This is a genomic window from Pseudomonas sp. yb_5, assembly GCF_043103865.1.
GTDB lineage: Bacteria > Pseudomonadota > Gammaproteobacteria > Pseudomonadales > Pseudomonadaceae > Aquipseudomonas > Aquipseudomonas putida_Y.
Genome location: NZ_JBICKE010000073.1, coordinates 39,407 through 65,559 on the forward strand (window position 1 = coordinate 39,407; position 26,153 = coordinate 65,559).

Genomic DNA, 26,153 nt, shown 5'->3' on the forward strand with positions numbered 1-26,153 from the left:
CCCCACTCACTGCCCGCGCAGGTCTTCGAAGAAGGCCTGCTTGCCATCGACCTGGCTGGACGCCCGTGGAGCCGCTGCGGCGTCACCGCTGGCGGCCTCCACATGCCAGTAGCAGTGCCGCACTGCACGGGTCACCGCCACGTACGCCAAGCGCTGCACTTCTTCCTTCTGTGCCGAATCGAACGGTTGGGCATCACCTGCCTTGCCCAGCCCGGCCTGGCGGTATACCTGGTTCTTGTAGGGTGAGCTGGTCAGGTACTGGCAGTCACCCAGCATGAACACCGCATCGGCCTGCAAACCCTTGGCGCTGTGATAGGTCAGCTGACGCAGCCGGCGCTGCTCGGCCGGTAGCGCCGCGTCGGCGTGCAACACGCTTTGCAGGTGCTCGTTCATCAAGGCCCGGTCACTGCCCTTGCGGTACAGCATCATGACCGTCTCACCCCGCTGGTAGTGCTCGACAAGCGTTTCGCCCAACGCAGCCTCGTCACGGTCGAACACCTTGACCGGCGAGCCGGGCAACTCGGCCGCCGGGCCACTGGCTCGGGCTTTCTTGCCGGCAATCGCCGGGGTGCCTTTGACCAGATGTTCGGCCGCATCGATCACCTGTTGCTGGCAGCGGTAGTTGTCGACCAGCATCACCCGCGTGTTGGCCGGCGACGGGAACGCCTTGGTGAACTCCATGAAATACTTGGGCGAACTGCCACGCCAGCCGTAGATCGATTGCCAGTCGTCCCCCACGCACAGCAACGACGAATGCTGGGCATGGCGGCCGGTGTGCATGGCCGGGCCGCGGCGTCGTATTTCAGCAAGGCTGGCACGCAACCAGCTGACGATCTGCGGCGACACGTCCTGAAATTCGTCGATCAGCAGGTGCGCCAGCGGCCGCAGCAACGGATCGGGCAGCAGGTGCAGGTTTTCCGGGTTGTTCTCGCCAAACAGGGCGAACATGCGGTTGTAGCTCATCACCGGCGGCGACTGGTCCAGCAGGTGCGCTTCCAGGGCCTTCCAGTACAGCGCCAGGGCCTCGAAGAACAGTGCATCGCTATCGCCAGACGGGAAGCTCATCGCCGCCACCGCATTGTTCACCTCCAACCCAAGGTTTTCGATGAAATTGGCCGCACTGACGAACGCATCCAGCAGCGGCGCCGGGGCCAGTTCGCCCTTGACCTTGTACTCAAAGCCAGGGCCGGCCACGGCATCGCCTGCCAACGATGCCGCCAGGCGCCGGGCCATGGCGTAGTTGTCGAGCCAGATCAGTGGCCTGTCGCAGAACGCCTGCAACAGTGTGCGCTTGACCGCCCACTCGGCACGCACGGTCAGCTTGGCGCCGGGGCGCTGGTACTGCGCGCTTTGTGCGGGGTCGAAGCCCAGCACCACCAAAGGCCCCTGGCCTTCCAGGCGGCCATGCACATAAAAGCGGCTGCCACGGATGTCGACCGTTTCGCGGCAGGGCTCGATACCCTTGATCGGCCAGACGCCAGCGGCGAACCACAGGTCCTCGATCACGTCGCACAGTTCTTCGTCGCGCTGGGCCGCCAATTGGGTCACCTGTGCGCGCTTCTGCACATCGGGGTTGTTCGGGTCCAGCGGCTTCAGTTGCAAGGCTTCGCTGCGCAACTGCCCGACCAGCTCGGCAAAACGCGGGTTTTCACCCAGCAAGCTGCTGTAGCACTGGTTCAACTGCTGGCGCTGGGCATCGTTCAGGCGCAGGTCGAACGGGTTGCTGTCGGCCTCGGCCTCACGCCCGGCAGGCATCTCATGGCCCAGTGTTTCAAATGCACGCACCTGGCCGAAGCCCGGCAGGCTGCGCACCAGCGGCAGGATGCGCGAATGGAACGTGCGCACCAGCTCGCGGGCCTGCGCAGGCTGCAGGTTGATCTGCCACAGGGCGAACACCTGCAGCAGGCGCTTGATGAAGTCCTTGCGCGACTCGCGGGTGAAGGTGACCACGGTCATCGCATCCAGCTCGTAACCCAGGTAATGACGCAGCAAAAGAATGCGCAGCACCAGCGACGTGGACTTGCCTGCGCCGGCGCCTGCCACCACGCAGGTAGACGGGGTGTCACTGAAGATCAGCTTCCATTGCGCGGCGCTGGGCTGGGCTTCGGCGGGCAGGCGCTGGGCGACGTCGGCCTTGAAGCGCTTTTTCAACTCGGCCGTCAACGGCAGGCGCCAGTCGTCGAACAAGTTGTCATCCTGGCCTGGTACGGCGGCGCTGTCTGGGCGCGTATCGCGGATCACCAGCACCTGGCGCCCCGCTTCATAGCCCTCCACCCGACCACGCTCGAACCCTTCACGCACACCATCGGCATGGCCAGTGCGCTGGCCTGTGACGTGGCCGAGGAACCACGAGTCGCGGTGCTGGGCTTGCAGGCGGGTCAGGCCACGCCCCAGCAAGCGGGCGGCCAGGCGACGAAACCAGGGCAACTGGGCAGGAGGGGTAAGGTCGGCGGGGGCCAGGGGTTGCTCGTGGGCCACGGTCACTCCGTTGAAAATCAAAACAGCAGGCATGTTCGCCGCATCGACGAAAAATCGCCAGCGAATGCTTGCAGATCAGTGGATTAGGCGATGAAGCGAATAAAGTGCAGCAGAAAATACATCTACCTAACAGATTGTTTTAAGCCGATATTTACGCTTATTTTCGATGTTTCTTTGGCGCATCATGGCCCCATTCCACTGATTTGAGGAGCACGACCATGCTGCAACTACGACCTTTCGAAAGCCTCGGCCACGCCAACCATGGCTGGCTTGACGCCCACCACCATTTCTCGTTTGCCGAGTACTACGACCCGGCACGCATGCACTGGGGTAACCTGCGGGTTTGGAACGACGACCTGATCGCGGCCGGCAGCGGCTTCCCGCCGCACCCGCACCGCGATATGGAAATCATCACTTATGTGCGTGAAGGCGCGATCAGCCACCAGGACAGCCTGGGCAACAAGGGCCGCACCGAAGCCGGTGATGTTCAGGTAATGAGCGCCGGTACCGGCATCGTGCACAGCGAGTACAACCTGGAGGACATCGACACACGTATTTTCCAGATCTGGATTGTGCCGGAGCGCACCGGTGAAGCACCGCAGTGGGGTAGCCGGCCGTTTCCCAAAGGCGAGCGCGGCGAAGGCTTCGTGACCCTGGCCAGCGGCCGCACGGGTGACGAGGACAGCCTGCAGATCCGTACCGATGCCCGCCTGGTGGCTGCCACCCTGCAGGCAGGTGAAACCGCCGAGTACCGCTTCGATGCCGCACGCCGGGGTTACCTGGTGCCGGCCAAGGGGCTGGTAGATGTCAACGGGCTGCGGGCCAAGGCGCGCGATGGCGTGGCGATCGAGCAGGAAGAGGTGCTGCGGGTGACCGCCATCGAGGACAGCGAGATCGTACTTGTGGATGTGGCCTGATAACCCAGCCTGCGACAATCCATGTAGCAGCGAAGGGCTGCCCCCATAGAACAACCCGGTTCAGCAGGGTCTTGTGGGGGCTGGCTTGCGGCCTTGGGCCTCCCCGGCTACCGCAAGGCAGCCATCAAACATTGGCGCCATCAGCCAGCCTGCACTAGCGTTGTGCTACCAGCCAGCCCAACGGTCATGCGGAGCACTCGATCATCATGCCGGACCTGCGCCCGAACCCGACGCTGTGCCTGGAATACCGTGCCGAACAGCCCATTCAGCACGCTTTTATCGAACAGGCCAGCCGTTGCCCGGAGGCCATTGCCATCATTGGCCAGCATATAACCTGCAGCTACTCCCAACTGGAGCAGATCAGCGCGGGCATTGCCGCGTTTCTGGTAAAAAACGCCGCCAGCGGCACCGATCGTGTGGTCATCGTCACCCGCCGCAGCCCCGCTCTGGTATACGCCATGCTCGGCTGCCTGCGTGCCGGTCTGGCCTTCACCGTGGCTGACGCCGCTTACCCTGCCGTGCGTATCAAGCAAATCGTCAGCACCCTGAAGCCTGCGGTGATACTGCGCTGCGCCGAGGCAACCGTCGACGTCGGCCAGCCCATGGTCGTCACGGTGCCTGAAGCCCCCGCTGAGGCGCTGCAGGCCTTCCCTGGCCAACCTGTCGCGCTGCCCGCTGTCAGCCCTGAGCAACCGGACTACATCACCTTCACCTCGGGCAGCACCGGCGAGCCCAAGGGCATCGTCACCCACCACGCACCGCTGGTGCACTTCGTCGACTGGCATGTGCGCCAGCATGGTTTGAGCCGGGCCGACACCTTTTCGCTGTTTTCCGGCCTGGGCCACGACCCGGTATACCGCGACGTGTTCACGCCACTGTCGCTTGGCGCGACCATTGCCTGCCCGGCCCAGTCGACCCTGACCGACCCCTCACGGCTGGCCAGCTGGCTTCACCAGCATGGCGTGAGCGTGATCCACCTCACCCCGCCGCTGGGCAAACTGATCGAAACAGGCGCTCACATGAACCGCCAGGTTCTCGACCAGCTGCGCTACCTGTTCTGGGGTGGCGATGCACTCAGCCCCACGCAGTACCAGCAGGTCCGCGCCATCGCACCGAATGCCGCCAATGTGAACTTCTACGGCACCACCGAAACCCCACAGGCCATGGCTTTCCACACCCTCGACCCGGAAATGGACAATGCCCGGGTGCCCCTGGGCAAAGGCATTGCCGATGCACAATTGCTGGTGATAAACCCGGCCAACCAGCTGGTCAGCGAGGGCGAGACAGGCGAAATCCTGATCCGCAGCCCCTACCTGTCGCGTGGTTACTGGGGCGACCCAGGGCTGACCGAAGCCAGATTCATCGCCAACCCGTTCACCGCCGACGCGGCCGACCGCTGTTACCGCACTGGCGACCTGGGCACCTACCTGGCCGATGGCAGCGCCAGTTTTCTGGGGCGCGCTGACAGCCAGGTGAAAATCCGTGGGCATCGCATCGAGCTGGTGGAGATCGAGAACGCCATCAGCCGTCTCCCGCACATAGGGCAATGCGTGGTCCTGGCCAACCACGACGCTGCATCGACCCGGCTGGTGGCCTATTGCGTCGCGCAGCAGGCCACCCGAACTGACGAACTGCGCCAGGCGCTCGCCGGCCAGTTGCCTGACTACATGGTACATCGAAGTGTTGGTGCAGATGATCGTGATCATCGGCCTGGTGCTGTCGATCAGGCGCGTGCGCCAGGTGCTGCGTGACGACCCGTTTCGCTGGCTGATCATCGCTGCCTGTGCGCTGGTAGCGCTGGATGTACTCCTCAACCAGTTCGTATTCGACGCCAGTGTCCTGCTCAACCGGGTACCCCAGCACTTTCTGGCGGTGATGGTGCTGGGCATGGCCGTCCACCATGCCGACACGCCCTCACGCAAATGGGTGGCCAGTGCGGTGGCCGTGCTGGTGGTTGCCGAGCTGGACCTGATGGCGGTTGCCGGTGTTGGCTGGCAAGCGTTCACACGCTATGTCGACATCGCCCTGCCAGCGATACTGGCACTTGTCTGGTTCCGCTCGGTGCCAGTACCCGCCCTGGTTGCACGGGCAGGTGCGGTGATCGCTTCGTCTACCTTGTATATCTACCTGACACATTTCCAATTCGAGTCGGTGGCGGAACATGTTTTCAGGCACCCGCTGTTCGAGGTGTCCCTGGCACTCGCTGGAGGGGTACTGGTGAGCTATTGCTGGAATACCCTGTTACGTCTGCTGTTTACCCGCAGGCGCGTGGAGCCGATCCAGCTGAACGCGCCACCTCTGCCTGAACGAAGATGACCCGCCACCGCATGCACTATTCTCGTCCGGCCAGTTCAGCCAGCACCTCGGCCGAGGTGGTGACCTGGCGGAAGTGGTGCTTCCACAGGTCGGTCCCCAGCTTGCCCGAGCGGTCCAGCGATGACCCTATTGTCATGTCTGTCACCAGCGTGGGCATCAGCCCTGCATCGAACAGGGCAAAGCCGGCGGCCAGCACGCAGGTTTCGGTCTGCAGCCCACACACCAGCACCCGCTCTACACCCAGTTGCCGGATGTACTCGATAGCTTCGGCACTTTGCCCGTAACCATGCTTGACGAACACCTGGTCGGCCTCGACCAGGCTCTCGTCCTCGGCCGCAGGGTGCCAACCGAGCTGACGCTCGAACGGCGTAACCTGTTCATCGTGCAATTCGACCGAGGCTATGGTGGGAATGTTCGCTGACAACCGCCGCAAGCCATCGACCAGCCACTCGGGCGGGCTGAAGGTGGACTGAACATCGACGATGAGCAAAACCTGGCGCATAGCGTACTCCGGCCATCATGCAAAATGGCGCGGAGTATACCGCGTGGCGCCGGGGCTTGATGACCAATCGTTGCTCCCCCCACCGACTGCTGGCGCACGCGGCGCCGAATACCTTGACACGCCTGACCATGAAGGCTGCCGTAGCTGCGACGTATTCCTTCAGGCTATGATCGGTCACCCTGCCGCGGACACCCTGAGCCATGCCCGTAGACCTGCAAGCGTTGTACCCCAGGCTGATCCACCTGATGCTGGACACGGTATTCGTGGTCGACAGGGGCAACCAGATCGTGTTCGTCAGTGATGCCTGCAAGACGCTGCTGGGCTACGAAGCCTGCGAACTGATCGGCACGCCGATCACCCGCTACATGCACCCTGACGACCTCCCGGCCACGCGCGCCTCGATCATGCGGGTAATGAACGGCCAGCCGCACTACGACTTTTGCAACCGTTACCTTCGCAAGGATGGCAGCGTGGTGCACATACTGTGGGCGGCCTGCTGGTCCGATGAGGCCCAGGCGCGTATCGGCGTGGCGCGGGACGTTACCGCCCAGCGCGAGGCCGAAGACGAACTGCGCTTCCTCGCCCATCATGACCCACTGACCCGGCTGGCCAACCGCGCCATGTTCAATGAACGGCTGGACACCGCCCTGGCAGCGGCCCGGCGTCACAACCGCAGGCTGGCCTTGCTGTTCCTCGATATCAATGACTTCAAGCAGATCAACGACAACCACGGCCACAGCGTGGGTGACCGGGTACTGTGCACACTGGCCCGGCGCCTGGAAAGCTGCGTGGGGGTAGCTGGCACGGTAGCGCGGATGGGCGGTGACGAATTCACCGTGCTGTTACCCGATTGCCCGTCGCCGGAGGCCATTGCCACGCACGTACAGCACATTCTCGCGGTCATGGCCGAACCGCTCGACGCCGAGTTTGCCGGCATCGATGCACCATCCTGCAGTATTGGCGTGGCCTGCTTTCCCGAAGACGGCAACGATGCCGACATGCTACTGCGCCATGCTGACGGGCACATGTACCAAATCAAGCGCCAACGCGCTGCGACTGGCTGAAGGCAAAGGCACACCGCATGGATGAACACCTGCAAGGTACTGTCGGGCAAGCACCCGCCTCTGTCGGCTTGGCCCAGGCATTGCTGTTCTGGCTGAAGCTGGGGTTCATCAGTTTCGGCGGCCCGGCCGGGCAGATTGCGATCATGCACCAGGAACTGGTGGAGCGGCGCGGCTGGATCAGTGAGCGGCGTTTCCTGCATGCCCTCAACTACTGCATGTTGCTGCCCGGGCCCGAGGCCCAGCAACTGGCCACCTACATCGGCTGGCTGATGCACCGCACCTGGGGCGGGGTGATTGCCGGTGCTCTGTTCGTGCTCCCTTCGCTGTTCATCCTGATCGGCCTGTCGTGGGTGTACCTGACCTGGAGCGAAGTACCGGTGGTCGCCGGGATTTTCGCAGGGATCAAGCCGGCCGTGACCGCCATCGTCGTGCATGCCGCCCACCGCATTGGCACGCGGGCGCTGAAGAACGGCTGGTTATGGGCCATTGCCGCGGCCTCGTTCGTGGCCATTTTCGCGCTTGACGTCCCCTTCCCGCTGATCGTGCTGACGGCCGCACTGCTGGGTTACGTCGGCGGCCGGCTGCTACCGGCACAGTTCACGCCCGGTGGGGGCCACAGCACCGCCAGCACCCGCCAGCGCCCGGCGCTGATCGACGACGATACCCCGATCCCCGCGCACGCCCGCTTCAGGTGGGGCCGCCTGGTGACCTTGCTGCTGGCGGTTGCGGCGCTTTGGCTTCTGCCCATGGGTCTGCTGATGGCGGCCTTTGGCTGGCACGGCACACTCACGCAAATGGGCTGGTTCTTCACCAAGGCAGCGCTGCTGACCTTCGGCGGTGCCTATGCGGTGCTGCCCTATGTCTATCAAGGGGCTGTCGGTCACTATGGCTGGCTGTCGCCCACGCAGATGATCGATGGCCTGGCACTGGGCGAGACCACGCCCGGGCCGCTGATCATGGTGGTGGCCTTCGTCGGTTTCCTCGGTGGCTACCTGCAGCCGATGTTCGGCGCCCACCAGGCGTTCCTCGCGGGCGCAGTGGCAGCGGGGCTGGTGACCTGGTTCACCTTCCTGCCCTCGTTCCTGTTCATCCTCGCCGGAGGCCCGCTGGTGGAATCGACCCACAATGAACTGAAGTTCACCGCCCCGTTGACCGGGATAACTGCGGCTGTGGTGGGCGTAATACTCAACCTTGCGCTGTTCTTCGGCTACCACGTGCTGTGGCCGGACGGGTTCGATGGCGCGTTCCACTGGTCCTCGGCTGTGATAGCGCTCGCGGCGGCGGTGGCGCTGTTCCGCTACAAGCGCGGGGTGATACACGTGTTGATCGGCTGCGCCGTTGCCGGGCTCGCCCTTCACCTTTTCCGCTGATGGAGCCGATCATGCGCAACCCTGAAGACGCCTTGCTAGACAGTTGGCACCATAACGCCCAGGCCTGGATCGACGCCGTACGCAACGGCGCCATCGAGAGCCGTCGCCAGGTCACTGACCAGGCCATCCTGCTGGCCATCCTTGGCCGCCAGCCCGAACGGGTGCTCGACCTGGGCTGCGGTGAGGGCTGGCTGCTGCGCGCGCTGGCCGACCGGGGTATCGAGGCGGTGGGTGTCGACGGCGACAGAACGCTGGTGGATGCAGCGCGAGCTGCGGGCGCGTGTGAGGTGCACCTGGCCAGCTATGCGCAGCTGGCTGAGGCGAAGGTGCATGTGGGCAAGGACTATGACCTGATCTGCGCCAACTTCGCGCTGTTGCACCAGGACATCATTGAACTGTTGTCGGCAATGCGGACGTTGCTGGTGCCAGGCGGTGCGCTGGTGATCCAGACCCTGCACCCGTGGAGCGTGGCCGGCGGGGATTATCAGGATGGCTGGCGAGAGGAGCCTTTTGCCGGGTTCGCCGGGGAATGGCAACCGATGCCTTGGTATTTCCGCACCCTGGCCAGCTGGCTGAATGCGCTGGACATGGCAGGGTTGCGACTGGTCGGTTTGCAGGAGCCGCAGCACCCGCAAAGCGCGGTGCCGCAGTCATTGTTGATGGTGGCTGAGCGTCACTGAATCGGGCCGTAACAATCCTGTGGGAGCAGGGTTCACCCCGCTCCCACAAGGCAGGCCGGGGCAGACTACAGCACCGGCTTGCGCGCTGCTCCGCTGCGGGCCTTGGCCATGGCTGCCAGGCGCACCGCGACGTTGGCAGCGCCGTAACCGGCGTATCCCGCCTTGCGCTGGATGATCTCGAAGAAGAAACGCTCCTCGAACGGCTCGGTGTAGACGTGGAACAGCTCGCCACCTTGGGCGTCGCGGTCGTACAGCACGTTGTAGTACGCCAGCTCGCTGAGGAACTCGTCATCGAAATCGAAACGCGCCGCCAGGTCGTCGTAGTAGTTCAGCGGGATTTCCAGCAGCGGCACCCCTGCCAGCTTGGCCCTTGCCACTTCGCGGAAGATGTCATCACAATCGAAGGCGATGTGATGTACGCCGGAACCACGGTAGCTTGAAAGCGCATGGGCGATTGCGGTGTTGCGGTTTTCCGAGATGTTCAGCGGCAGGCGCAAGGTGCCGCACTGGCTGCGCAGGGCGCGACTCTTGACCAGGCCATACGGGTCGGGCAGCACCACTTCGTCGTCGGCGGCGAAGTCGAACAAACTCTTGTAGAACAGCACCCAGCTGTCCAACGACTCGGCCGGCAGGGCCAGGGCCATGTGGTCGATGCGGCGCAGCCCGCCGGTCGCGGCTGCATTGTTGTCCAGGCTGAAGTCGGTGTCGTACAGGGTGTGGCCGGCAGTGCCCTGCTCCACCAGGTACAGCAGGCTGCCATCGGGCGCACGCACCGCCGGCACTTCGCATTCGTTGGGGCCGACCAGGCCGCGGAACGGCTGGCCACGGAAAGCGGTGGCCCGCTTCAGGGCCGCTTGCTGGTCCTTGACCCGCAACGCAGTGGCGCACAGCGACGGGCCATGGGCCTCGAAGAAGTTGTGGCCGAAGGAATACGGTTCAGCGTTCAGCACAATGTTGATATCACCCTGGCGCAGCAGTTGCACTTCTTTGCTTCGGTGCTTGCCGGCTTCGGCAAAACCCAGGCGCTTCAACCAGTTGCCCAGGCGCGCGCCGACGGCTTCGTCGACCGCGAACTCCAGGAACTCCACGCCGTCATAAGCGCTGGCCGGCGGCGGAGCGAACAGTACGCCAGGCTCGATCGGCGTGTTCTCCTGCTCCAGGCGCAAGCGGGTCTGCTCTTCGAGGTACAGCAACGAACGCAAGCCGTCCGCAGCATTCTGCCGGGTCGGTGCGGCGCGGAAACCGTCATTGAAGATTTCCAGCGACAGCGGGCCACGGTAGCCCGTGGCGAGGATCGGTGCCAGGAAACCGGCCATGTCCATTTCGCCCTGCCCCGGGAAGCAGCGAAAGTGCCGGCTCCACTCCAGCACATCCATGGCCAGGATTGGCGCATCGGCCATTTGCACGAAGAAGATCTTGTCGCCGGGGATGTCGCGGATCGCGCTTGGATCACCTTTGAGCGACAAGGTGTGGAAGCTGTCGAGGATCACCCCGAGTGCCGGGTGGTCGGCCTGGCGCACCAGGTTCCACACTTGCTGGTAAGTGTTGACGTGGCGGCCCCAGGCCAGCGCTTCGTAACCAATGCGCAGGCCGCGCTTGCCGGCATGTTCGCCCAGCAGGCGCAGGTCGTCGACCAACAGTTGCTCGTCACCCAGGGCATCGGCCTGGACGTTGCTGCACACCAGCACCAGGTCGGTACCCAGTTCCTGCATCAGGTCGAACTTGCGTTCGGCGCGGTCGAGGTTTTTCTGCAGGCGGTCACGGCGGCAGCCTTCAAAGTCGCGAAAAGGCTGGAACAAGGTGATGGCAATGCCCAGGTCGGCGCACATCTGGCGCACCTGGCGCGGGCTGCCAGCGTAATAGAGCAGGTCGTTTTCGAAGATCTCGACGCCGTCAAAACCGGCGGCGGCGATGGCTTCGAGCTTTTCCGGCAGAGTGCCGCTCAAGGACACGGTAGCGATCGAACGCTGCATGGCGGGAGTTCCTTGTTGTTGGAGGAATACGGTGCCATTCGGGCAAATAACCCCTGTCACAGTCTATGGCACGATCGATTATTCGCAGGTAAAGTCGACGCTTCAATCTCTTTGTACGGAATGGTTAGTTTTGCGTTCGATTATCGCACAAAACCCGTTTTAGCGAATTGCTAGACCGCGGCCCCGTGGTCAACATGGACCACAGACGCAGGCACACCGACCGTTGCCTCCTGCCTTGGCATAACCTCTGGCGGAACCTGCGCAAACAACAATAACAACGGAGACAACGATGGCTCACTCCAGCTCGCAAGCAAAGAAAGCGACCGCCAGTGGATGGATAGGCTCGGCACTCGAGTACTACGACTTCTTCATCTACGCCCAGGCCGCGGCGCTGATTTTCCCGCAGATTTTCTTCCCCAACACCGACCCGAAGATGGCGATCATTGCCTCGTTGGCCACCTATGGCGTGGGCTACCTGGCACGCCCGGTCGGCGCCTTCGTTCTGGGCCACTGGGGTGACACCCGCGGTCGCAAGAACGTCCTTCTGCTGTGCATGTTCCTGATGGGCCTGTCGACCATGGCTGTCGGCCTGCTACCCACCTACCACGACATCGGCTACCTCGCACCGGCCTTGCTGGTTGTGCTGCGACTGATCCAGGGCTTTGCCGTGGCCGGGGAAATTTCCGGTGCCAGTTCCATGATCATGGAGCACGCGCCGTTTGGCCGAAGAGGCTACTACGCCAGTTTCACCCTGCAAGGTGTGCAAGCGGGCCAGGTCCTGGCGGCAGCGGTGTTCCTGCCACTGGCTTACTTCATGCCCAGCGAAGCCTTTACCGAATGGGGCTGGCGCATTCCGTTCCTGATGAGCGCCGTCGTGCTGATTGCCGGCTTCATCATCCGTAAGGAAGTGCACGAGACCCCAGCGTTCGTTCAAGAAGAGAAACAGGACAAGGTTGTCAAATCGCCCATCAGCGAAGCCTTCCGCCACAGCTGGAAGCACATGGTGCTGGTGATGTTCATGGCCCTGATGAACGTGATCCCGGTCGTGGCCACCATCTTCGGTGCGGCCTACGCGGTGCAGCCGGCGTATGGCATCGGCTTCGACAAGAGTGTGTACCTGTGGATTCCGGTGGTCGGTAACATCGTCGCGGTGCTGGTGATCCCGTTCGTGGGCAACCTGTCGGACAAGATCGGCCGTCGCCCGACCATGATCGCTGGCTGTCTGGGCTCAGGCCTGCTGGCCTTCGTCTACCTTTATGCGATCAGCATCCAGAACGTGCCAATGGCGTTCGCCGCCTCGATCGTCATGTGGGGCATGGTTTACCAGGGTTACAACGCGGTATTCCCAAGCTTCTACCCTGAGCTGTTCCACACCCGCTACCGCGTGACGGCCATGGCCATCGCGCAGAACATCGGCACCATGCTCACCGCCATGCTGCCCGCGCTGTTCGCAATGGTCGCCCCACCCGGCTCGGACAATATTCCGCTGGTAGTCGGTGGGCTGGCCTTCTTCATCACCGGCGTGTGCGCCCTGGCGGCCTACATTGCCCCGGAAACCCACCGCCTGGCGATGGAAGACCTGGGCAACCCAGAGGCCAAGCCGATGGAAAAGGCAGCCTATGAAGCCAGCCGTAAAGGTAGCTTTCAGGCGGTGAGTCACTGATAGATTGCAGGGGCTGCTTTGCAGCCCCTTCGCGGTCAAGCCCGCTCACACACGTACCGTACAGGCTTCAGCCTTTGATCACGTCCTGCAGGCGTGCCCACAGCCGCTGCACATCCCCCCGCTCGGTCGGCAGCGCACCAATCGAAACCCGCACCATCCATCGCCCGTCCAGTGTAGCCGGCGTCACATAGGCATCCCCGGACGCATTCAACCGCTCGGCCCAGCCCTTGGTATGCGCATCCAGCGCATCCCCTTCAAGCCCGGCCGGTCGATGGCGAATGCACAAGGTCTGCAGCTGTACTGGCGCCAGCACTTCCCACTCCGCCGCCGCCTCGACCTGCCCCGCCAGCCACTGGGCATTGTCCAGGTCACGCCGCAGCCGCGCCTGCAATGCGTCTACACCCTCGCTGCGCAACATGAACCACAGCTTCAAGGCACGGAACCGACGGCCCAGCGGAATGCCCCAGTCGCGCAGGTTCTTCACCTCGCCATCCACCGCCGACTGCAGGTAGCTGGGATTGGTGCTCATCACCCGGATCAGGTGTTGCGGATCGCGCACGTAGTAGATCGAGCAATCGAAGGCCACACCCAGCCATTTGTGCGCGTTGACCACCACCGAATCGGCCAGCTCGATGCCATCCCACATCCAGCGGCACTCGGGCAGGATCATCGCCGAGCCGGCCATGGCCGAGTCTACGTGCAACCACAGCCCATTGGCCTGGGCGATTTCGCCCACCGGGCGCAGCGGGTCGAGGGCAGTGGTCGTCGTAGTGCCGGTGGTGGCAACCACGGCGCAGGGCTGGTTGCCGGCAGCCAGGTCCTGCTCGATCGCCGCCTGCAGTGCCTCTGGGCGCAGGGCGTAGCGTTCGTCGGTGGGGATCAGGCGGATATTGTCGCGACCAAAACCTGCCAGCAGTGCAGCCTTGTCCACCGAGCTGTGAGCGTGGGCGCTGACATACACGATCAACGGCTTGGCTTCGGCCTGCAGGCCGCCGCGTACCAAGGCGTAGTCGGTGGCGCGCTCACGGGCACTGATCAGCGCCACCAGGGTGCTGGTCGAGGCGGTGTCCTGGATCACGCCACTCCATTGAGCAGAAAGGCCGAGCAACTGGCGCAGCCAGTCGAGGGTGGTTTCTTCCAGTTCGCTCAGGGCCGGGCTGGATTGCCATGACAGGCCCAGCACGCCCAGACCGGTACTGAGGAAGTCCCCCAGCACCGAGGACAGGGTGCCATTGGAAGGGAAATAGCCATAGAAGTCCGGGTGCTGCCAATGGGACAGGCCGGGCATGACCAGGTTATTGACGTCGTCGAGAATGGCCGCGAAAGGTTCGCCTTGTTGAGGGGCAGTTGCGGGCAAGGCAGCCTTGAGGTAGCCAGGCTCGACCTGGGCCATGACCGGGCGTTCGCCCACGGTCTGGCGGTAGTCGGCAATCAGGTCGATCAGTTGGTGGCCGTACTGGCGGAATTGTTCGGGGGTCACGCTAGCTCTCCTGGGGGTTATCCATTGCCTGTGCAGGCCCTTTCGCGGGTAAACCCGCTCCTACAGCCGCGAAGAAGCCGCACAATCAACACAATGCCCCCAGTCTAGGCACCTATCCCCGGCCGAATAACCCCGCTTCCCGCATAGCTGCTATGGCGAACCTGCATGCCCGCCCTGTACACCAAACTGCGACTGGCGCCACAACTCGAATACCCGGTTACGCAACCAGCGGTGCTCGGCCGAGGCCTGCAGGCGCTGGTGCCACACAACCCAGTACCGCTGGCTGTGGTCGATGAAGCCCAGTGGTCGCCAGGCCAGGTCATGCAAACGGCTCAGCTGCCGGGCGATGTGCTCGGGGACCGTGGCCACGGCCTGACTGTTGGCAATCACTTGTACCGTGGCGCAGAAGAACGGCACTTCGAGGCTGACCCGCCGCTGCAGGCCTTGTGCACGCAAGTGCCGATCGATGAAGCTGTCCTTGTCGCCACCACCCGAAATGCGCACATGCTTGTACGCCAGGTAGTCGGCCTGGCTGAGCGCGGCCTGCGCGGCCAGCGGGTGATCCTGGCGCATCAGGCATACCGCGCGGTCCTCACCCAACAGACGTCCATGCAGGTTGGGCGGCGACTCGTCGAACAAGGTGGTCGCCAGGTCGATTTCTCCGCTGGCCAGCAAGGCGTACTGGCCGGCCTGCCAGGTGCGGTACTCCAGCGACACACCTGGCGCTTCGCGCTCCAGCGCCGCCACCAGCAGCGGCAGCATGTGCTCGGCCACATAATCCGAAGCGGCCAGGCAGAACCGCCGCTCGCAACGCGCCGGGTCGAAGATGGCGGGCTGGCGCAGCGCGTGCAGTTCTTCGAGCACCTGGCGCAAAGGCTCGACCAGGGCTTCGGCGTGTTCGCTAAGCACGTAACCACGCCCTTGGCGCACCAGCAACGGATCATCGAAGGCTTCGCGCAGGTGGGCCAGCTGGCGGCTCAGGGCCGATTGGCTGACACCCAGGCGCTCGGCCGCGTGGCTGAGGTTTTTAAGCTGCAACAGGTGGTCGAGGGTGCGCAGGTGGGCGAGGCTGAGGGAGGCGAAGGTGGGGTTCATGCAGGCTCCCTGCGGTGGAATTCAAGGGCCTTCTCGCGGGCAAGCCCGCTCTCACAGGGTTCTCACATCGTTCAGCATCGTGAAAAACCTGCGGGAGCGGGCTTGCCCGCAAACAGGCCGCAACGCGGCCCCGACGATTACTCGGTCAGGCCAACATAGACGTTCTGCACGTCATCGTGCTCGTCGATCGCCTCGAGAAACGCTTCGACCTCGGCCAACGCCTCAGCACTCAGGCTGGCCGCGCTTACCGGGTTTTTAGGGGTGTAGCCGATTTTCGCCGCGGTCACGGTGAAACCATGCTCCGGCAGGGCCTTCTGTACCGCGTCCAGGTCGGTGGTGTCGGTGATGAACAGGGTCGAGCCCTCTTCTTCACCTTCCTCGAAGTCCTGGGCACCGGCTTCGATCGCGGCCATTTCCGGATCAGCGTCAGCGCTCGCAGGCGTGGCTTCGATCAGGCCTACATGGTTGAAGTCCCACGCTACCGAACCGCTGGCACCCAGCTGGCCCTTGCGGAACAGCACGCGGATTTGCGCGACGGTGCGGTTGATGTTGTCGGTCAGGCACTCGACGATCAGCGGCACCTGGTGCGGGGCGAAACCTTCATAACTCACCGCGTGGTACTGCACGGCATCACCGTCCAGGCCTGCGCCCTTGCGGATTGCCCGATCCAGGGTCTCGCGGGTCATCGAAGCCTTCTTGGCTTGCACGATGGCCAGGCGCAGGCGTGGGTTCATGTCGGGATCGGCACCCGACTTGGCCGCGATCTGGATTTCCTTGGACAGCTTGCCCATGATCTTGCCTTTGGCATTGGCCGCTGTTTCTCTATGTTTGGCTTTCCACTGTGCGCCCATGTCGACTCTCTTGTTTCAGCGGCCGGTTCAGGAAGCGACCGGCCAAAAGTGGGTGCATTTTATACGCCCTCGAGCATGGGATCGACAAGAAATCTCATCAGCCTTTATCGGCCTTACCCGCCGCTGCGGCAAACCGCGCCAACCGCACGTCCAGCCTTCGCGGGCGCACACCACGATCTTCGGCCTGCTCCTTGCGGCGGATGGCATTGCGCACCATCAGCGAGCCCAGGTAGCGGATCGGCTCGGGCGGGAACAGCCCCAGCGGCCCTTTGACCAGCGGCGACCGGGTCCACGGGTTGTCCAGCCCCAGCGCCAGCGACGAAAGAATCTGCCCGCCCATGTGGCACGGGCCAACACCGCTGCCGGAATAACCGAAGCCGTAGAACACGTTGCCCTGCCCGTCCAGCCGGCCGAAGAATGGCAGGCCGGTCACCGAGCGATCCGACGGCCCGTTCCAGCTGGCCGCCAGTGGCACCTCGGCCAAGGCCGGGAAAAAGCCGCCAAGGCTTTCGCGCAGCAACCGCCGATACGGCGACGGCTGGTCGAATACCGGCAACATCCGCCCGCCATAGGCAAACGTGTTGCCGCCCTTGCCGAGCATCAGCCGGCCATCGGAGGTGTTGTGGTAGTAGTGCACGAAAATACGCGAGTCGAGCACGCTGATCCCGCTGTCCAGGCCGATCTGGCGCAGCAGCTCGGGGCACGGTTCGGTAATGACCATGTCGCTGGAAACGATCGCCACACTGCGCTCGAACTGCGGGAAGACGCGCGCCATCCAGGCATTGAGGCCCAGCACTACACGGTCGGCGCGCAGCGTGCCGTGGGCCGTGCGTACCTGCACCGGGGCACCGTGCTCCAGGCCGGTCATGGCGGTGCCTTCGTAGAGGCGCACGCCGCGCTGCAAGGCCACCCGGCGCAGGCCGCGCACCAGTTTGCCCGGCTGCACGGTGGCAGCGGCCGGCGAGAACCAGCCCTCCAGGTGCCGTGCCGAACCGGCCAGGCGCTGCACCTGCTCCAGCGGCAAGCGGCGGAACGAGTTGATGCCCTTGTGCTCCAGCGCGGCGATCACCGCGTCGGTGGCACCGACCTGGGCTGCGTTGGTGGCCGTGTACAGCGTGCCGTCCAGACGGAAGTCGCAGTCGATGCCATTGGCCGTGCAGAACACACCGATGTCTGCGATGCTGCGCTCCGACTCGCGCACCAGCCGCACCGCCTCCTCCCCCCCGAACAGGCGTTCGAGGGTGAAGTACTTGGCCGACCAAGACAACGCACACCCGCCATTGCGGCCGCTGGCACCGGCACCGCAGATGTCGGCCTCGATCAGCACCACATCCAGGGCCGGTACCGCTTCCTTGAGCATCAGCGCCGTCCACAGGCCGGTATAGCCACCGCCGACAATGCACACATCGCAACGGGTATCGCCTTGCAGCGGCGGGCATACCGCCTCCTGCGCCGAATCCAGGGCCTGTTGCAGCCAGAAGGGTCTCATTCGCTCGCTTTCCTTTAAGTACGCATTGGCTTGATTGCCATGCTGGTGTTCGGTGCCACGTCGGTGCCTTGCGGGCTGATGGCCGGCCGGCTGTTCCAGTGCGGCAGCAACACCAGCGCCGAGAACAGCGCGCAGCCAGCGAACACGATGAACACCGTGACGCCGTCGAAATAACCCGGCAGCAACCCGCCCAGTACCGCGCCCACCGACCCACAACCGTTGACGAAACCTGCTGCGGTGGCGCCGGCCTTGGCGGTGCCGAAGTCGATGGCTGCAGCGCCGCTGATCATCGAGTCCGGCCCGTACAGGGTCAGGCCCATGACGAACAGCAGGGCCACCACCAGCAGCACGCTGCCGGTGTTCATGGCCGCCATGAACAACGCCAGTGTCACGGTCAGCAGCACCAGGCTGATCACGCAGGCCGGCATGCGCCGGGCGCCAAACAATTTGTCCGAGGCCAGGCCAATCATGATCGGGCCAAGCAGCCCGGCCAGTTCGAAAGCAGTCGGGATGATTGCCGCGCCCACTTTGCCCACCGAGGGCATCTGCTCGAAGACGATCACAGGGCCCCACAGCAAGATGGCGTAGCGCGCCGGCTTCAGCAGGAAGTACGCCAGGCCCAGGGTCAACACCGTGCGGTTGCGCAGGATTTCCCGCAGTGGCGCCCAAACGCTGCACAGGTTGTCGGCCGGGGCCATGCTTTGCGGCTCGGGCTCAACCGCCGGCAAGCCGACGTCCTCGGGTTTGTTGCGCTGCAGGAAGAAGAACAGCACCGCCACCAGCGCCACCACGACCGCGCTGGAGAAGAACGCCGCATGCCAGGTACCCACCAGGGTGTAGGCCCACCAGCCCGCGAACGGCGAGGCCACCAGGCCGCCGAAGGCATAGCAGGAACTCCACAGGCCCAGCACCCGTCCGCGCTGCGAAGCCGGGAAGAAGCTGCCGATGTTCTTGCACAAGCCGGCCCAGCCGGTGGATTGCGCCAGGCCCTGTACCAGCATGCAGGTAGCGAAGATCGGGAAGGTTGCGTAACTGCCCATCACGACTGCCGCCGCCGCAGAAATCAGCAACCCGCCCAACACGACCACGCGCGGGCCAAAGCGGTCGGCAAGCATGCCCCAGGTGAATTGGCCCACGGCATAGGCGGCCAGGTAGATGGCGTCCAGGTTGGCCATGGCGGCCTTGTCGAGCATGAAGCCTGGGTCTTCGGCGATGCCCAGCTTGGCCACCGAGAAGGCTTTGCGGGTGAAGTAGAAGGCGGCGTAGGCCAGCCAGGTGATGGCGAAAATCTGGATACGCCAGCGTTTGAACGCGGCTAGGGAATGATTCATGTAAGTCTGACCTCTTGCTCAAGTGTGCCGGCAGAATGTGAAGAAACGCCTGTCTTGTTCTTGTGTTACGCACAGCGATGACGAGGCTGTCATCGGGTCAGGTGGCGCCGAGTAGGCACCATCGCCCTGGCGGCATTCGTGGTGCCAGCGTCGGGCTGAAATACATGGAAACAGTTGCTGTAAGATAAATAAAATCGATTTATCGTATTACACAAATAAGCCCAGCTTGTTACTGAGGTCGTCATGTCGGTTTCCCACGCCCAACTCAAGGCTTTCCACGCGGTGGCCGTCCACGGCAGCTTTACCCGCGCTGCGGAAAAGCTGTTTCTTACCCAGCCTGCGGTGTCCGACCAGGTGCGCAAACTGGAGGAGCGCTTCGGCGTCTTGCTGTTCCACCGCAACAAACGCTCGGTGCAGCTCACCGACCTTGGCGAGCGGCTGCTGGGCATCAGCCAGCGCCTGTTCGCCTGCGAGGCCGAAGCCCAGGAACTGCTGCACGACTCGCGTGCGCTGCAGACCGGCAGCCTGGTGCTGGCAGTGGATGCGCCGGTGCACGTACTGCCGGAGATCGCCCGCTTCTGCCAGCGCTATCCGGGGATCCAGGTGAAGATCGAAACGGGCAATACCGACGAATCGCTGGCGCGGCTGTTCAGCTATCAGGCCGACCTGGCCCTGCTGGGCCGGGATGTCGACGATGAGCGCCTGCATTGCCTGCCGCTGCGTCGTGACCCGATGGTGGCGTTCGTTTCCCACCACCACCCATGGGCTAGCCGCGGCTCGATCAGCCTGGCCGACCTCGATGACACGCCACTGGTGCTGCGCGAGCCCGGCTCGGTGACGCGGCAGACGCTGGAGGAAGAAATGCAACGCGCCGGGTTGCGGATACGCGCAGCGATCCAGGTGGAGGGCCGGGAAGCGGCGCGAGAGGCGGTGGTGGTAGGCATTGGTGTGGGCGTGGTATCGGCGGCAGAGTTTGGTGCCGATGCACGAGTGTGTGCGTTGCCGATAGTGGATTGCCAGCGGCATTTGACCGAGACCCTGGTGTGCCTGAGCGAGCAGCGTACGCGCCGGGTGGTGGCGACTTTCCTGCAGATGGTCGAGGAAGGGGTGTAGCACTGTGCTGGCCTTTTCGCGGGCTCGCCCGCTCCCACAGGTCCTGCACAGCATCCGGAACCTGTGTCGTTTTAGGAGCGGGCGAGCCCGCGAAGGGGCCAGATCAGGCAACCCAACTATGCTGGGATAACCCCAATCCAGGCACCCAACCCATGCTCTACCGCCTTGCCGCCGACACCCTGGTGCTGCTGCACCTGGCCTTCATCCTGCTGGTGCTGTTCGGCGGGCTGCTGGTGCTGCGCTGGCGCCCTGCCCTGTTGCTGCACCTGCCGGTCCTGGCCTGGGGCCTGGCGGTGGAGTGCCTGCACCTGGGCTGCCCGCTGACCACTTGGGAAAACCACATGCGCAATGCCGCCGGTGACGCAGGTTACCAGGGCAGCTTCGTCGAGCACTACGTCTGGCCACTGATCTACCCCGCCGGCCTGACCCCGCAGATCCAGCTGTTGCTGGGCACCCTCGTACTGGCGCTGAACCTCGGCATCTACAGCTACGTGGCCTGGCGCTGGCGCCGCCCTAGCGGGTAGCGATCACGAACAACCGCGGGAAGGGCAACAGGACCTTGCCATCAGAGGCCGGCGGATAATCGCGCTGCATGGCCTGCAGGTACATCTGCAGGAAGTCGGCCTGCTCCTGCTCATCCAGCCTGGCCAGATAAGGCCGCAGCGCCGACCCCTTGAACCATTCCACTACCGCTTCGGCGCCCCCCATCAACGGGTGATGATAGGTGGTACGCCATACGTCCACCCGTGCGCACAGCGGGCTGAGCAAGTCATAGTAGAACGCCGCGTTGTGCCGGGGCGGCAGCTGCAAGTCGGCGAACTTCGCCGCCCAGGGGCCTTGGCTTGCGATCTCGCGCAACTGCCGGTGGGCTGGTTCGTCGAGGTTGTCCGGGGTCTGCACGGCCAGGCTGGCGCCTTCGCTGAGCTGGCGCACCAGGTGCGGATACAGCAAGGCGTGGTCAGGTACCCATTGCAACGAGGCGTTGGCCAGGATCAGGTCCTGCGGCTCGGGGGCAGTCCAGCCAGCAATGTCGGCAATGACCGTGCGCACACGCGGGATGCACAGCCGCTTGCGCTCACGGGCCTTGTCGATCATGTCAGGGTCGCTGTCCAGTGCCGTCACCTGGGCGTCAGGGTAACGTTGCAGCAGCACCTCGGTCGAGTTGCCGGGGCCGCACCCCAAGTCAGTGGCGTGGCGCACCGGCCGTGGCGGGATGGCGGCAATCAGGTCGCGTACGGCGCGCGTGCGTTCGTCTTCGAACAGGGAATACTGAGTGGCGGACCAGGCCATGTGCGGCTCCTTTGGGCAGGCTATGTGCCTAGCATATGCCATCTGTCGCCCGGAGGGACGGTTGCAAAAGGATTACCCCGGAACTGATCACCTATGCTTGAAGTCAGTCCTTCCATGCGCACGCCCATGAAGACCTACATCGCCCTCGCCATCCTGGCCCTGATCGCCGCCGCCGCCCTGCTCGGCTCACCGTGGATGAACCAGCGCTTCCACATGCCCGCAGAAAAAGCCCAGGCCCAACAACGCGAAACGGCCGGGTCCCCAAGGGAGCCGGCCGTTTCCAGACGCGAGTGACGCTTAGTGCTGCTTGCTACCAGAGCGGATCTGGTGCACCACACCCATCGCCACCACGACCGCCGCAGCGATACCGGTGGAAATGACCAGGATCTGGTAGTCAGGCATGAAGGCCATGGTGACCAGGGCAGCCACGATGAACGCGATCACCAGGTAGGTCAGCCATGGGAACAGCCACATCTTCAGGCGTACTTCCTTGCCCTCGGCAATCAGCTTGCGGCGCATGCGCAGTTGCGAGAAGGCGATGACCAGGTACACCAGCAGGGCGATCATGCCGGTGGTGTTCATCAGGGTGTCCAGCACGTCTTTCGGGCGCAGGGTCTCGCTGAAGTTGATCAACGCACACACCACGGCCACGGCGCACGAACCCATGATCGCGTACACCGGTACACCGGTACCGGCGCGGGTGATCTTGAAGAACGACGGCGCGTCACCACGCTGGGCCAGGGAGAACAGCATGCGCGATGCGGTGTAATGGCCAGAGATCAGGCAGCTGCTCACCGAAGTCAGCACCACGAAGTTCATCAGCAGCTCGGCATACGGCACGCCCAGCAGTTCCAGGGTACGGCGGTAAGCGCCATAGCCAGAAACACCCAGGTGCGGGTCGTTCCACGGTACCAGGCAGACGATCAGGAAGATCGAACCGACGTAGAACAGGCACACACGCCAGACCACCGAGTTGGTCGCCTTGACGATCTGCGCGGCCGGGTCCTTGGCTTCGGAAGCGGCGATGGTGACGATTTCGGCGCCGAGGAAGGCGAACATCACCCCGAGCAAGGCACCGATCACGGTGGTGATGCCATTGGGCATGAAGCCTTCGGCGGTGAGGTGGCTGATGCCACGCACTTCACCGAACTGCCAGATGTTCATCACGGCAGCCGTACACACGATCAGGAAGCAGACGATCGCAATCACCTTGATCAAGGCGAACCAGAACTCGAACTCACCGTAGTGCTTGACGTTGAAGAAGTTGACGGTGATCAGCAACAGGGTCGTGGCCAGCACGAACACGTTGACGCTAACGTCGGGGAAGAAGCCATGCAGGATCTTGCCCGCCACATAGGCTTCCCAGGCCATGAGGATGACCCAGTACCACCAGTACAGCCAGCCGATGGTAAAACCGGCCCAACGGCCAATGGCACGGTCGGCGTAGGTCGAGAACGAGCCGGTGTCAGGCGAGGAAGTCGCCATTTCACCCAGCATGCGCATGATCAGCACCACCAGGATGCCGCCTGCCAGGTAGGCCAGGACAGCGGCTGGGCCGGCACTGTGGATCACGCTGCCGGAACCGACAAACAAGGCGCCGCCAATAACCCCGGCGATAGACATCATCGTCAGGTGGCGCGACTTCAGCGAGGCACTGAGCTTGCTCTCATGCCCGCTTTTCGCGGTGGTGGTTGTGGATGTTGCGTCCATCAGTTGTGTACCCCGTGCTTCTTTTTATCCAAGGAAAACTGTGAAACCCCGATGGCTGGCGATTTCACCTGTACATCAGTGCTAATGCGGGCAGGATGGTGTGAACGAACACACGCAGACCTTCCATGGCGGCCTGCTGACGCGCCCCAGGACGACTGCCTGAGGCGAACTGAACATGCTTTATGTGGCGATATCCGACACCTAATGTAAAAATGTCCGACGCAGAGAGCCATGCACAGTGGCATGAATCTCGCACTGCACTGTATAGGTCGCCCATGCAGTACACCCTGCAAACGCCAGGCGATACGCACCCTGAAGGCCCCGAATGTTCGAATTACATCCAGACTCCTCAACCCCGCTGGTCAACCAGATCATCGATGGGCTGCGCGAGCTGATCGACAACCAAACCCTCAAGCCAGGCGCCAAGGTCCCGTCGATCCGCGCATTTGCCGCAAGCTATTCGGTGAGTACCTTCACCGTGGTCGAAGCCTACGACCGCCTTGTTGCCCAAGGGCTGCTGGTGAGCCGTGGCAATGCGGGGTTCTTCGTCAACCGTGCGGCGGGCGACCTGTTGGAGCAGCACAACGCCGAGGCCGACACCAGTCGACCAATGTTCAACTCCGAGTGGTACCTGCAGCAGATCTTCGAAATCCGCCAGTTGCCGTACAAGCCGGGGTGCGGTTGGCTGCCCAACGACTGGATGTACGAAGACGGCCTGCGCCGCGGCCTGCGCCAAGTGGCAGGCAGCCCGCTGGAGTTGTCGGGGTACGGCGACCCCATGGGCCTGATGGAGTTGCGTGCGCTGACCGCCCAGAACCTGCAGCAAGAGCTGTCGATCGTCGCCAACCCGGCACAGCTGATGCTCACCCACGGCGCCAGCCAGGCCCTGGACCTGGCCGCACGCACACTGGTACGCCCAGGCGATGTGGTGCTGGTGGACGACCCCGGCTACCCGAACCTCATGAGCATCCTGCGGACCCAAGGCGCAACCCTGGTAGGCGTACCCCGTACACCGGCCGGCTACGACCTGAACCAGCTGGAGCAATTGCTCACCCACCACCGCCCGACGGCGTTCTTCACCCAGCCGCACCTGCACAGCCCGACATGCTCGCGCACCCCGCTACCGCAGTTGCACCGCCTGCTGCAGCTTGCCAGCCAGCATGGCTTCCGCCTGGTGGAGAACAACCTGTACGCCGACATGGTCGCCGAGCCACAGCCATGCCTGGCCAGCCTCGACCATCTGCAGCAGGTGGTGTACGTGGGCAGCTACTCCAAGAGCATTTCGCCCAACGTGCGGGTCGGCTACATGCTGGCCAATCCCGAGCTGATGCAAAAACTGCTGCACCTGAAAATGCGCTCAGGCCTGACCACCTCGCAGGTGATGGAGCGCGTGGTGTATGCGGCGATCATCGACGGGCGCTGGCGCAAGCACCTCAAGCGCCTGCGCCAGCGCCTGGCCGAGGCGCATCAGGAAGTTGGCCGGCACCTGCATCGACTGGGCTTTGAACTGTTCACCGAATCGGATGAAGGCATGTACATCTGGACCCGCCATCCGGCGATTCCCGACAGTGCAGCGTTGCTGGACGATGCGCTGGAGAAAGGCATCATGCTTGGGCCTGGGCAGTTGTTCATGGTCGACGCCAAGGCGACCGGGTGGATGCGGTTCAACGTGGCGTTCAGTACGGACCCGGCGATGTGGGAGTTGTTGGAGAAGGTGCTGGTGAAGCATGTGCGCCGGAGTGGGATGTAAGGCCGCTCCGCATCTGTTTCGGGCCACACCTTCCTGTGGGGGCGCCGCTGTCACGGGGCAGGCCCAACCTGGCTTTTTTACCAGTAGCGCATGACGCTTGAATCAGATAAAGGACTCCATTACTACCGGACAACAAAGGAATGGACCCCTGAAATGTTATATCTATATAGCAATGATGAGATCACCACCACCCTGCAAGACAGCGGTGCATCTTCGATTCTGCGAGCTAACGTTCATGCTCTATTCTCTGCACATAAACAATCGGGCAACGAACGTACAGAATTGCTAGCGTGTGACGTGAAAGGCTCGACCTTGATGCTATTGACCATCAACAGCACGGCACCGGTAGTTTTCAATCCATGGGGATATTCTCATGCCGCTGGGGGCATGCTTGCGGGATTCAAGGGAGAGTACTGCGACCCTGTTACCTCATATTACTTATTAGGTAACGGCTATCGCGGCTACAACCCAATGCTGATGAGATTCGCAGGCCCTGATTCTGTGAGCCCATTCGGAGCTGGTGGTATCAACTGCTACGCCTACCTGGCGGGGACCCTGTAAATGCCTCTGATCCGACGGGGCATATGCGCGGCAAGGTTCTGCTGAGGGAGAACAACTTGGCGGTATTTACGTCCAGAAAACGATTCTGGCAAAAGAAAGCGCTCAATATCTATGCGCACGGAAAAAAATCCAAGGTCGCCGGAATGGATGCAGATGCACTCTACGAACACCTGTCCACCCAAAAATCAGCTTTGAGCGCTACGAAAAAATACACATAATCGCTTGTCACTCTGGAGAACCTGGACCAGACGGGCAACTGTCGTTCGGCCAACGTTTTTCAGATATAACCCGAACAATCGTAAAAGCGTATAGCGGAACCGTCAGCACGATACCCAAGCCACAACAAGACAAACAATACACAAGAATCAAAATCTTGCGACAAAACATCTATAAAACCAAAGACTTCAATTACACCCCTGTCAGGTTTCAACCTATGGTTGAACAGGCCTCAGGCATTCGGAGTCGCACGTAATACACCTGCAAGGCGGCCCTTTCTGTCAGGGTAGGTATGGCCCCCCAT

20 protein-coding genes and 1 pseudogene are annotated in these 26,153 nt (G+C 63.1%); 11 read left to right on the top strand and 10 right to left on the bottom strand.

Annotated features, from left to right (window positions below; translation table 11 throughout):
• Window positions 1–6 precede the first annotated feature (6 nt).
• Window positions 7–2,511 (bottom strand): UvrD-helicase domain-containing protein, encoded by a 2,505-nt coding sequence (locus tag ACF8GF_RS11560; protein WP_176684666.1) that lies wholly within the window; start codon window positions 2,509–2,511, stop codon window positions 7–9.
• Between the two features lie 185 nt (window positions 2,512–2,696).
• On the opposite strand from ACF8GF_RS11560, the gene ACF8GF_RS11565 reads away from it, so the two are divergent.
• Together ACF8GF_RS11565 and ACF8GF_RS11570 are read left to right on the top strand one after the other, a co-directional pair.
• Window positions 2,697–3,395: a pirin family protein gene (locus tag ACF8GF_RS11565; protein ID WP_392488099.1), complete on the top strand. Its 699-nt coding sequence runs from the start codon at window positions 2,697–2,699 to the stop codon at window positions 3,393–3,395.
• A 206-nt stretch (window positions 3,396–3,601) separates the two neighbouring features.
• A pseudogene (locus ACF8GF_RS11570) lies at window positions 3,602–5,701 on the top strand (amino acid adenylation domain-containing protein).
• Window positions 5,702–5,727: 26 nt separating this feature from the next.
• Here ACF8GF_RS11570 and ACF8GF_RS11575 read toward each other — a convergent pair.
• Window positions 5,728–6,213 carry an isochorismatase family protein gene (locus ACF8GF_RS11575; RefSeq protein ID WP_020190308.1) on the bottom strand — a complete coding sequence of 162 codons (486 nt, stop codon included), beginning with the start codon at window positions 6,211–6,213 and terminating at the stop codon, window positions 5,728–5,730.
• 200 nt (window positions 6,214–6,413) lie between these two features.
• Between ACF8GF_RS11575 and ACF8GF_RS11580 the strand changes: the two genes are divergently transcribed.
• From ACF8GF_RS11580 to ACF8GF_RS11590, 3 genes are read left to right on the top strand one after another with little or no spacing between them, the layout of a single operon-like run.
• Entirely contained in the window at window positions 6,414–7,277 is an 864-nt protein-coding gene (locus ACF8GF_RS11580; protein ID WP_392488100.1) for a diguanylate cyclase domain-containing protein, read from the top strand.
• 17 nt (window positions 7,278–7,294) lie between these two features.
• The gene (gene chrA / locus ACF8GF_RS11585) at window positions 7,295–8,647 is read left to right on the top strand and encodes a chromate efflux transporter (RefSeq protein ID WP_392488101.1); all 1,353 of its coding nucleotides are present in this window, start codon (window positions 7,295–7,297) and stop codon (window positions 8,645–8,647) included.
• A gap of 11 nt (window positions 8,648–8,658) precedes the next feature.
• Window positions 8,659–9,327, top strand: coding sequence for a class I SAM-dependent methyltransferase (locus ACF8GF_RS11590; RefSeq protein ID WP_392488102.1), 669 nt, complete (start codon window positions 8,659–8,661; stop codon window positions 9,325–9,327).
• Window positions 9,328–9,392: 65 nt separating this feature from the next.
• On the opposite strand, the gene quiC is transcribed toward ACF8GF_RS11590, so the two are convergent.
• On the bottom strand, window positions 9,393–11,300 hold the full coding sequence (gene quiC, locus ACF8GF_RS11595) for a 3-dehydroshikimate dehydratase QuiC (protein WP_176684671.1): 1,908 nt from the start codon (window positions 11,298–11,300) through the stop codon (window positions 9,393–9,395).
• Between the two features lie 289 nt (window positions 11,301–11,589).
• On the opposite strand from quiC, the gene ACF8GF_RS11600 reads away from it, so the two are divergent.
• Window positions 11,590–12,963: an MFS transporter gene (locus ACF8GF_RS11600; protein WP_176684672.1), complete on the top strand. Its 1,374-nt coding sequence runs from the start codon at window positions 11,590–11,592 to the stop codon at window positions 12,961–12,963.
• A gap of 67 nt (window positions 12,964–13,030) precedes the next feature.
• On the opposite strand, the gene ACF8GF_RS11605 is transcribed toward ACF8GF_RS11600, so the two are convergent.
• The 5 genes from ACF8GF_RS11605 to ACF8GF_RS11625 all read right to left on the bottom strand — a co-directional run bounded on the left by ACF8GF_RS11605 (window position 13,031) and on the right by ACF8GF_RS11625 (window position 19,209).
• Window positions 13,031–14,443 (bottom strand): pyridoxal-dependent decarboxylase, encoded by a 1,413-nt coding sequence (locus ACF8GF_RS11605; protein WP_209965297.1) that lies wholly within the window; start codon window positions 14,441–14,443, stop codon window positions 13,031–13,033.
• 150 nt (window positions 14,444–14,593) lie between these two features.
• Entirely contained in the window at window positions 14,594–15,538 is a 945-nt protein-coding gene (locus tag ACF8GF_RS11610; RefSeq protein ID WP_129931941.1) for a LysR family transcriptional regulator, read from the bottom strand.
• A gap of 137 nt (window positions 15,539–15,675) precedes the next feature.
• Window positions 15,676–16,389, bottom strand: a complete 714-nt coding sequence (locus tag ACF8GF_RS11615) for a YebC/PmpR family DNA-binding transcriptional regulator (RefSeq protein WP_004575404.1) — start codon at window positions 16,387–16,389, stop codon at window positions 15,676–15,678.
• A gap of 97 nt (window positions 16,390–16,486) precedes the next feature.
• Complete coding sequence (locus ACF8GF_RS11620) at window positions 16,487–17,878, bottom strand: FAD-dependent oxidoreductase (RefSeq protein WP_176684674.1); 1,392 nt, start codon at window positions 17,876–17,878, stop codon at window positions 16,487–16,489.
• Between the two features lie 14 nt (window positions 17,879–17,892).
• Window positions 17,893–19,209: an MFS transporter gene (locus tag ACF8GF_RS11625; RefSeq protein WP_209965294.1), complete on the bottom strand. Its 1,317-nt coding sequence runs from the start codon at window positions 19,207–19,209 to the stop codon at window positions 17,893–17,895.
• 243 nt (window positions 19,210–19,452) lie between these two features.
• Between ACF8GF_RS11625 and ACF8GF_RS11630 the strand changes: the two genes are divergently transcribed.
• Together ACF8GF_RS11630 and ACF8GF_RS11635 are read left to right on the top strand one after the other, a co-directional pair.
• Window positions 19,453–20,322, top strand: coding sequence for a LysR substrate-binding domain-containing protein (locus tag ACF8GF_RS11630; RefSeq protein ID WP_392488103.1), 870 nt, complete (start codon window positions 19,453–19,455; stop codon window positions 20,320–20,322).
• Window positions 20,323–20,474: 152 nt separating this feature from the next.
• On the top strand, window positions 20,475–20,846 hold the full coding sequence (locus tag ACF8GF_RS11635) for a DUF2784 domain-containing protein (RefSeq protein ID WP_209965292.1): 372 nt from the start codon (window positions 20,475–20,477) through the stop codon (window positions 20,844–20,846).
• Here ACF8GF_RS11635 and tam read toward each other — a convergent pair.
• The gene (tam, locus tag ACF8GF_RS11640) at window positions 20,836–21,612 is read right to left on the bottom strand and encodes a trans-aconitate 2-methyltransferase (RefSeq protein WP_021783153.1); all 777 of its coding nucleotides are present in this window, start codon (window positions 21,610–21,612) and stop codon (window positions 20,836–20,838) included. The two genes, ACF8GF_RS11635 and tam, sit on opposite strands and share 11 nt — an antisense overlap.
• Window positions 21,613–21,726: 114 nt before the next feature.
• Between tam and ACF8GF_RS11645 the strand changes: the two genes are divergently transcribed.
• Window positions 21,727–21,906 (top strand): hypothetical protein, encoded by a 180-nt coding sequence (locus tag ACF8GF_RS11645; protein ID WP_028698076.1) that lies wholly within the window; start codon window positions 21,727–21,729, stop codon window positions 21,904–21,906.
• Between the two features lie 3 nt (window positions 21,907–21,909).
• Here ACF8GF_RS11645 and ACF8GF_RS11650 read toward each other — a convergent pair whose 3' ends face one another.
• Window positions 21,910–23,322, bottom strand: a complete 1,413-nt coding sequence (locus ACF8GF_RS11650; RefSeq protein ID WP_004575400.1) for an amino acid permease — start codon at window positions 23,320–23,322, stop codon at window positions 21,910–21,912.
• A gap of 325 nt (window positions 23,323–23,647) precedes the next feature.
• Between ACF8GF_RS11650 and ACF8GF_RS11655 the strand changes: the two genes are divergently transcribed.
• Together ACF8GF_RS11655 and ACF8GF_RS11660 are read left to right on the top strand one after the other, a co-directional pair.
• Window positions 23,648–25,072, top strand: a complete 1,425-nt coding sequence (locus tag ACF8GF_RS11655; RefSeq protein WP_176684677.1) for a PLP-dependent aminotransferase family protein — start codon at window positions 23,648–23,650, stop codon at window positions 25,070–25,072.
• Between the two features lie 90 nt (window positions 25,073–25,162).
• Window positions 25,163–25,633 carry an RHS repeat-associated core domain-containing protein gene (locus ACF8GF_RS11660; RefSeq protein ID WP_256122371.1) on the top strand — a complete coding sequence of 157 codons (471 nt, stop codon included), beginning with the start codon at window positions 25,163–25,165 and terminating at the stop codon, window positions 25,631–25,633.
• Window positions 25,634–26,153: the final 520 nt, after the last annotated feature.